This window comes from Vibrio sp. 1288, from assembly GCF_033344475.1.
The window spans coordinates 1-613 of sequence record NZ_JAWPOX010000752.1 but is presented as its reverse complement, the minus strand read 5'-3'; the positions used below and the strand labels follow the sequence as shown (position 1 = coordinate 613).

At 41.4% G+C, this 613-nt stretch carries 1 pseudogene; it reads right to left on the bottom strand.

The features are described from left to right. Nucleotides 1–48: 48 nt before the first annotated feature. A pseudogene (locus R8O11_RS29160) lies at nucleotides 49–613 on the bottom strand (hypothetical protein); the annotation flags it as partial.

The window sequence follows — 613 nt, the reverse complement described above, 5'->3', positions numbered from 1 at the left end:
TTATTTTAAGGTAAGGTAGGCCTTACTGATTTTTAGTGTATTCAAACATTAAGGTTGAATCACATCTTGAGTTTGAACCGTAACTTCCACTTCTGCAGCTCGAATACTACCGTCATCATCCAGCACTTCTATAACAATACCATCATCTGCACCAGAGGCGCTGAAGGTATCGAAAATACCAAGTGCATTGAAGAGTTGAACACGAACGAAACAAGCATAGGTCTCGCCAGCTGGAATAGTTTGTCCAACATTACAGTAACCATCAAGCAATTGTTGGAATGCAGAGTCAAGCACACCTTCAATGCTCGTACCAGAGTCATCGAAGATTCTGAATAGAGTACCTACATCAACATCACCAGGGGTGGTTGCATCAGGAATACTCACACCGCGAATCGACATTTTGTTCAAAGTAATGTCTTCAAAAGTACTGCTGTTGGTTACTTTGACAAATACGTTGGCATGGAAACCGAAGTTAGCTTCAAATTGCGGAAGCACATTATCAAAGTTCACTTGAGCAGTATCTTCGTTCGATTTGGTCTCAGGTTCACTTGCATCATTTGGATCGCGTTTAGCTGTGACGAATGCAGTATTTAGCAAGAATGTGTCGTCGTAA